Annotated in this window: 3 protein-coding genes and 3 pseudogenes; 4 read left to right on the forward strand and 2 right to left on the reverse strand. The window is 41.9% G+C overall.

Features of this window, described 5'->3' with window-relative positions; all coding sequences use genetic code 11:
- A pseudogene (locus PN470_RS05120) lies at nt 1-280 on the forward strand (ISAs1 family transposase); the annotation flags it as partial.
- Nucleotides 281-343: 63 nt separating this feature from the next.
- Here PN470_RS05120 and PN470_RS05125 read toward each other — a convergent pair.
- Both PN470_RS05125 and folD read right to left on the reverse strand, forming a co-directional pair.
- Nucleotides 344-1354 carry a hypothetical protein gene (locus PN470_RS05125; protein WP_272103898.1) on the reverse strand — a complete coding sequence of 337 codons (1011 nt, stop codon included), beginning with the start codon at nt 1352-1354 and terminating at the stop codon, nt 344-346.
- A 267-nt stretch (nt 1355-1621) separates the two neighbouring features.
- Nucleotides 1622-2479 carry a bifunctional methylenetetrahydrofolate dehydrogenase/methenyltetrahydrofolate cyclohydrolase FolD gene (gene folD / locus PN470_RS05130; RefSeq protein ID WP_002735754.1) on the reverse strand — a complete coding sequence of 286 codons (858 nt, stop codon included), beginning with the start codon at nt 2477-2479 and terminating at the stop codon, nt 1622-1624.
- Nucleotides 2480-2567: 88 nt separating this feature from the next.
- Between folD and PN470_RS05135 the strand changes: the two genes are divergently transcribed.
- The 3 genes and pseudogenes from PN470_RS05135 to PN470_RS05145 all read left to right on the forward strand — a co-directional run.
- Nucleotides 2568-3269, forward strand: a complete 702-nt coding sequence (locus tag PN470_RS05135; RefSeq protein ID WP_103112845.1) for an OB-fold nucleic acid binding domain protein — start codon at nt 2568-2570, stop codon at nt 3267-3269.
- A gap of 40 nt (nt 3270-3309) precedes the next feature.
- Nucleotides 3310-3516: pseudogene (locus tag PN470_RS05140) on the forward strand (four helix bundle protein); the annotation flags it as partial.
- A 119-nt stretch (nt 3517-3635) separates the two neighbouring features.
- Nucleotides 3636-4553, forward strand: a pseudogene (locus PN470_RS05145) (RNA-guided endonuclease InsQ/TnpB family protein); the annotation flags it as partial.
- Nucleotides 4554-4703: the final 150 nt, after the last annotated feature.

A 4703-nucleotide genomic window follows, 5' to 3' on the forward strand; every position in this document is an offset into this window, starting at 1 on the left:
TCTCTCCCCGCTGATGCTCAAAAAATAGGTAATGCTATTCGTAAACATTGGGGCATTGAAAATCAGGCTCATTGGATTTTAGATGTTACTTTTAATGAAGATAAATCTCGGATTCGCTCAGGCCACAGCCCTCGTAATGGGGGCCTTCTTGAGACGAGTAGCACTTAACGCTCTTAACCAGGAATCCACTTACCGACGTAGTCTGGCACAAAAAAGTAAACGGGCGGCCATGGATAATGACTATATGATGGCTGTGCTGAAAGCCTTTTGTCAAGCCTAATTAAGATGCTCTTACCCTGCGATTTACCAATTGATAACATTCATAGATTTTCAAGAATAATTATTAGTTTTCTAAGAGATGGCGGTACTTTTCTTCGAGATTTTCCGTTGCTTTGGTTAATTTTCCCTTTTCGTCTAGAATAGGTAGTTTCATGATTTCCGATGAAGCTTTAATTAAAAGTAGTACCTCCCGAAACTTGGCCACATCTTCCTCTAGATGGAGATTAAAATTAGCTCGTGACTCCAGTTCAGTTAAACTCTTAATAGCTCTACTATTCAGACTATTAACGAGGTATTGTAACTCCTTAATTCTGCGCTGAACTTGTCCTAAAAAACTCTTACTTTTATCTAACTGAGCTATTTTATTATTCACTTCCTTGGCGTATTCGATAGCTTTAGTTAGGGCTTTTTTCCCTTCTCCTCCTAAGACAAAACCACCAATCATTAAAGCAGGTCCAACGGTAATACCTCCTAAAACCACTGTTCCCAGGGCCATACCACCACCACCGGCAGCTAAAGAACCACCTCCTAACCATGCTAAGGTAGCATTCCAAGCGGCTACCCCACTAAGTCCACTAATTGCTGTTCCTGTACTAGCAGTACCGAAAAGACCAATTAATCCTAGGGTTCCCTGACTGGCTGCCGAAGCGACTCCCACTACTTTTAAACCCCCCACAGCCAAACTTTGCGCGTCTAACACTTCTGCTTTATATTCCTTGAATTGTTCGGCAGAAAATCCCTCAAACCCTTCTAAGAAGCGTTGATGGGATTGGGAAGAATTTTGACCAAGTCTTTGACCTATTCTTTGATCAATTCTGCTAATAAACTTAATAAATCTGCCGATAGTGTTGATTTTGACATTAATTTGCAGTTGACCGTATTCTTCCGCAAATTTTTGGGTAGCTTGAAACTTTTTTTCTAGGGATTTATTGGCTTTTTTATATCTTTGTTCGGCACTTTTGCCAATTTTTTCCGCCTTTTGTAGCTTAGAGACACCATTAGCACCCGCACTAACTCCCACACCAGCAGTAACTAAGGCCGCCGCACCAAGAATAATCGGGATAATAAAGATCATGACCGAAAAGCTCCTAGTCTATCCAGTTTTGCAAAATTCTACCAACATAGTTAAAAAAAAATCAAGGATTGTATCGGTAGAATTACAGCCCTCTTATTCTTTGTGTGATAAGTTTAACTTATATAGAAGTGATCAATCTTTGTGTCCTTTGTGTCTTCGTGGTTCGTTCCATGCACTCACCAGCAGGACTGTATTTTAGAATAGATTTTACCTACCGAATCCAAGAGAGCCGAATCACTGAATAGCTGATAGCTGGTAGCTGAGGATTTATAACTTGCGTTCGTAACTTAACAAGGTATTTTTTAATAACATTGCCACTGTCATCGGACCGACACCACCCGGTACAGGAGTAAGATAACTAGCTACTTCTAAAACTCCAGCATAGTCCACATCCCCCACCAAACGGTCAGCGACGCGATTAATACCCACATCCACCACTACCGCACCAGGTTTTACCATATCCGGGGTGATTAAATTCGCTTTACCGACCGCAGGTACTAAAATATCAGCACTTCTGGTTATTTCTGCCAGATTTTCCGTGCGCGAGTGAGCAATAGTTACCGTAGCGTTTTCCTCCAATAACATTAAAGCTAAAGGTTTCCCCACTAGAATACTGCGACCCAGTACCACCGCGTGCTTACCAGCTATGGGAATATTATATTCTTTCAGCAGTGCCATGACCCCCGCAGGAGTACAACTGCGGATACAGTCCTCACCCCGCACTAAACCGCCTAAATTGAGAGGATGTAAACCATCAGCATCTTTTTTCGGGTCAATTTGGTAGAGAAGGGAAACCGCGTCTAAATGCTTAGGTAAAGGTAATTGAATTAAAATCCCGTCCACCCGCTCATCTTGATTGAGACGGACAATTTCCGCTAAAATTTCTAGTTCACTTGTATCGGTAGGAAAATGACGACCAAAAGAGGCCATGCCGATTTTAGTACAAGCTTTCTCCTTATTGCGTACATAAACGGCACTAGCAGGATTATCCCCCACCATCAACACCGCTAACCCCGGAGGTCTTCCCATTGGAGATTTTAGCGTCTGGATGCGCTCTCCTAGACCAAGCTGGATTTTTTGAGCTAAGGCTTTCCCGTCGAGAATTTGGCAAGTAGTTACGGACATTCTATGATATACCGAGAACAAAAATCTTTCGGATCCATTCTATGGTCAAAAAGATTGGCTAATCGCACTCGTTAAGGTTAAAGCAAGAATGTCTATCCAGACTCGTCTAGGGCGCATCAGCAGTTTATTGTTATTGCTAGGGTTATTCGGTTGTAGTACCCTTGCTGACCTCGGTATTGCCGTTCCCTACATCGGTGATCCTCCCCTAACAGCGATCGAGCAATTACAGGAAAAACCAAAAGGTGCTTTAGTTTATCTTAGGGGAACTGTGAGCAATTATGCCCCTTTTTTAGCGGGAGGAGCCTATCTTTTGCAGGATGGGTCTGGTAAGATTTGGATTCGCACCAATAGCAATAAATTACCCCGTCAAGGCGAAGAAATCGTCATTAAGGGCAAAATTGACTTTGAAGCTATTCCCCAGGGTTCCCAAACCGTTAACGAATTGTATGTGGTGGAATTAGAACAGATGGATGCAGTAGCGGTTAATTCTCTTCCTACTCCCTCCCCGTCCCCAGAAATTAAACCTTCCCCCACCTCAGAAGTTAAACCCCCAGAAAATAATTCTCCCCCAGTCTCCACTAAACCCCTGGAAAATCCCCGACAGGTGACAATTCCCAGCGCAGCTGAAACAAAACCCCCAGAAACTCCCGTCGTTACCCCCGTTAAACCCAATCCCCCCGCGCAACCCGTCGCGGAAGCGATTCCCCCCAAACCCTCCGCAGTGGTTAAACCCATCCCAGATCCCCTCGATGCTTTCTTTTTACCCCATAAACAGGGAGAAAAACAGTAATCAGTAATCAGTAATCAGTAATCAGTAGCGGGGCAAACAGATGGAGAGTAAAGTTTATGACAAAGCTTATAAATTTGCCCTTAGGATTGTTAAAGGCTATAAATATTTGTGTGAGACTAAACAAGAATATGTTTTGTCAAAACAGCTATTAAGGAGTGGCACTTCAATCGGGGCTAACATTGCCGAGGCTAATGGAGCCATTTATCAAGCTGATTTTCGAGCTAAAATGTCAATAGCTTATCGAAAATTTGGGTCTAAAACCCCGTCCTTTAGCATAGCGGAGGACGGCTTGACATTGTTGCTCACATAGCTTACCATAGTAAATGTAGTTTGGTAAGCAAAATGCTAAAAGCGTTCAAGTAGAGAATCTATCCGACAAGCGAACAATCAGTTTTGCTTGCCAAGTCGTTTGGCTGTGCTAGATGGTTTTACAATTACGCTATAAACTTAACATCCGAAACTTACAAGCAAACTGGAAAAGGATTAAGCAGAAACGAAATAATTAAGCAGCTGCCTTACCTAAAAAAAGAGTATGAGTGGTTAAGCGAAGTACCATCGCAGGTATTACAACAAGCAGCTTTAAATCTTTCTAGTGCTTTCCTTAATTTCTTTGAAGGTAGAGCTAAATATCCTAACTTCAAGAAAAAGCAAAATAGGCAGTCGATTAGATTTCCTCAACACTGTAAGTTAAAAAATGATGTTCTGGTATTACCTAAAATTGGTGAAGTCTATTGCCAAGTTTCACGGCAACCAGAGGGAGACTTAAAGTCTGTTACGGTTTCAGTTAATCCATCAGGAGAATATTTCGCATCTTGTCTTTATGATGATGGTCAGGATTTACCCCAAAAATCATCAGAAGGAAAAGCTGTCGGCATAGACGTTGGACTAACCCATTTTGCTATTACATCAGATGGGACTAAACACGGGAATCCTCAATACTATCGTAAGTACGAACAAAGATTAGCGAGGAGACAAAAGAAACTAAGCCGCAAGCAAAAAGGCTCTAACAACCGAAATAAAGCTAGAGTTAAAGTTGCTAAAGTTCACTCTAAAATCCTTCGTTGTCGTGAAGATTTTCTGCACAAACTAAGTCGTAAATTAGTTGACGAAAACCAAGTCATAGTGGTAGAAAATCTGGCAGTCAGAAACATGGTCAAAAACCCTAAACTAGCAAAATCAATTAGTGATGCTGGTTGGGGTCAATTCTGTACCATGTTGAAATATAAGGCTGAATGGGAAGGAAAAATCTATATAGAAGTAGATAGATTTTTTCCCAGTTCCAAGCAGGGTAAAAGCATCTCAATTAGGCTTGACAAAAGGCTTTCAGCACAGCCATCATATAGTCATTATCCATGGCCGTCCGTTTACTTTTTTGTGCCAGACTACGTCGGTAAGTGGATTCCTGGTTAAGAGCGTTAAGTGCTACTCGTCTCA

The organism is Microcystis sp. CS-574 (genome assembly GCF_028329095.1).
Taxonomy (GTDB): domain Bacteria; phylum Cyanobacteriota; class Cyanobacteriia; order Cyanobacteriales; family Microcystaceae; genus Microcystis; species Microcystis ichthyoblabe_A.

Coding starts and splice junctions, on each gene's coding strand:
- folD (WP_002735754.1), bottom strand. CDS start 2,479: ATGTCCGTAACTACTTGCCAAATTCTCGACGGGAAAGCCTTAGCTCAA.
- PN470_RS05135 (WP_103112845.1), top strand. CDS start 2,568: ATGTCTATCCAGACTCGTCTAGGGCGCATCAGCAGTTTATTGTTATTG.
- PN470_RS05125 (WP_272103898.1), bottom strand. CDS start 1,354: ATGATCTTTATTATCCCGATTATTCTTGGTGCGGCGGCCTTAGTTACT.